General features: G+C 70.7%; 2 protein-coding genes and 1 pseudogene. 1 reads left to right on the forward strand and 2 read right to left on the reverse strand.

Features of this window, described 5'->3' with window-relative positions:
• A pseudogene (locus JMF90_RS33745) lies at positions 1–604 on the forward strand (SGNH/GDSL hydrolase family protein); the annotation flags it as partial.
• A 98-nt stretch (positions 605–702) separates the two neighbouring features.
• Here the strand turns inward: JMF90_RS33745 and JMF90_RS33750 are convergent.
• Complete coding sequence (locus JMF90_RS33750; protein ID WP_011546104.1) at positions 703–1,731, reverse strand: L-threonylcarbamoyladenylate synthase; 1,029 nt, start codon at positions 1,729–1,731, stop codon at positions 703–705.
• Positions 1,732–1,742: 11 nt separating this feature from the next.
• The coding region (locus JMF90_RS33755; protein ID WP_201326049.1) for an ATP-grasp domain-containing protein at positions 1,743–2,352 on the reverse strand (610 nt) is incomplete at its 5' end.

Here is a 2,352-nt window from a genome sequence, read left to right on the forward strand (position 1 = left end):
CGGCGCGAACGACATCTTCTACCAGGCCCAGGTCGCACAGGCGCAAGGCAACACGCCGGCCGCGCAGCTCGCGGCCGCGCAGGCGATCGGCCTGGCCGCGCAGCAGCTCGGCGGGATCGTCCAGCAGATCGTCGCGGCAGGCGCGACGCACGTGTTCGTCTCGAACGTGCCGGACATCGGCGGCACGCCGCTCGCGCTGCAGGGCGGCACGCAGGCCGCGTTCACGCAACTGTCGGGGCTGTTCAACAAGACGCTGGTCGGCACGCTCGCCGCGCTGAAGGTCGACCCGACGAAGTATGTGGTGGTCGATGCGTTCACGTGGCAGGACGGCATCGCGGCCAACTACCAGGCGAACGGCTTCAGCGTGTCGAATACCGACACCGCGTGCAACCTGAAGGCGATGGTCCAGGCCGCCACGCAGTACGGCGTCGCGAACGCGACCGCGTTCGGCTCGTCGCTGTTCTGCTCGCCGCAGACCTACACGGTCGCGAACGCGGACCAGACCTACATGTTCGCCGATACGGTCCACCCGACGACGCACCTGCATGCGCTGTTCGCGCAGTACGTCCAGCAGCAGATCGCGAAATCGGGCGTCGGCAAGTAAGCCGCCGGCCACGCGCCCAAACGAAAACGCCCGACCGGTTCGCCGGTCGGGCGTTTTTCGTTGGTGCGGATGGATATGAACGGATGCGGACGGATGCGTCAGTCGCGCGCTTCGAATGCGGCCGCCGCGCGGCCGAGGCGATCGTTGACCGCGATCCATTCGACGGTCTCGGGCAGCTTCTCGATGAGGATGCGCGCGACCTGCGCGCGGTCGAGCGCCCGCAGCATCCCGTACAGGTCGCGTGCATAGGCCTGCGGATCTTCCGGCGCCGCGATGAAATGCACGCCGTCGGCCTGCGCCCAGTGCCCGGCCCGCGACGCGCGGGCGACGAGCGCGACGCGTTCGCCGTCGGTTTGCGCGGCCGCGAGCAACGGCTCGAGCGCGTCGAACGGCAGCAGCGCGAGCGGCGTACGCGGCGCGTAATGCGCTTTCAGCGTGCCCGATGCGCGCGGCGCGGTCGCATCGCTGCCGTCCGGCAGCTTCGGCGCGCGGCCGAGCACATCGGCGATCTGTTGCGGCGTCACGTGGCCCGGGCGCAGCAGCGCCGGGAAGCCGCGCGACAGGTCGAGAATCGTCGATTCGATGCCGACTTCGGATGCGCCACCGTCGAGCACGTGCACGGTATCGCCGAATTCGTCGCGCACGTGTTGCGCGGTCGTCGGGCTCACGTGGCCGAACCGGTTCGCGGACGGCGCGGCCACGCCGCCATGGCCGCCGCGCCGCGCGCTGAACGCGGCCAGCAGCGCCTGCGCGACCGGATGCGACGGACAGCGCAGCCCGACCGAATCCTGCCCGCCGCTCACGGCATCCGGAATGCGCGCGTGGCGCTTCAGGATCAGCGTGAGCGGCCCCGGCCAGAATGCCTCGATCAGCGCGTGCGCGTCGGCCGGCAGATCGTCGGCCCAGTAGCCCGGATCGCCGCCGGGCGGCAGATGCACGATCACCGGATGATTCGCGGGCCGCCCCTTCGCCGCGTAAATGCGCGCGACGGCCTCGGGGTTCGCTGCATCGCCGCCGAGCCCGTAGACGGTTTCGGTCGGAAACGCGACGAGCTGGCCCGCATCGAGCAGCGCGGCGGCCGCGTCGATTTGCGCGGGCGTCACGTGCGTCGGGAGATCGATGGACATCGGCCCGCGCCTCAGTCGAGCGGCACGCGCAGCAGCTGCGCGCATGCGGTGGCCGCCGCGACGGCTTCGTCGCGCGTCTCGGCCGTGAAGTTCACGTGGCCCATCTTGCGGCCGACGCGCGCTTCTTCCTTGCCGTACAGGTGCAGGTGGGCAGCCGGCATCGCGGCGACCGTGTCCCACGGCGGCGTGACGGCGTCAGCCGCCGCCCCGTTGGGGAACCACACGTCGCCGAGGATGTTCAGCATCGCGGCCGGCGAATGCTGGCGCGGATTGCCGAGCGGCATGCGCGTCATCGCGCGCACCTGCTGCTCGAACTGGCTCGTTGCGCACGCATCGACCGTGTAGTGGCCGGAGTTGTGCGGGCGCGGCGCCATTTCGTTCGCGACGAACGAGCCGTCCTCCAGCACGAAGAACTCGACGCACAGCACGCCGACGTAGCCGAGCGTATCGGCGATCCGGATCGCCGCCTGCTGCGCTTCCTCGACGCGGGCCGCATCGGCGGCCGGCGCCGGTACGACCGTCAGCGCGAGGATGCCGTTGTGGTGCACGTTCTGCGCGAGCGGGAACGCAGCCGAGCGGCCGTCCGCGCCGCGCGCGATCAGCGCCGACACTTCGTATTTC

The organism is Burkholderia sp. E168m23 (assembly GCF_016586125.1).
Classification (GTDB): domain Bacteria; phylum Pseudomonadota; class Gammaproteobacteria; order Burkholderiales; family Burkholderiaceae; genus Burkholderia; species Burkholderia orbicola.

What these genes read in the sequence shown, in the direction of transcription:
- JMF90_RS33750 (WP_011546104.1), bottom strand. Translation starts at nt 1,731, where the DNA reads ATGTCCATCGATCTCCCGACGCACGTGACGCCCGCGCAAATCGACGCG.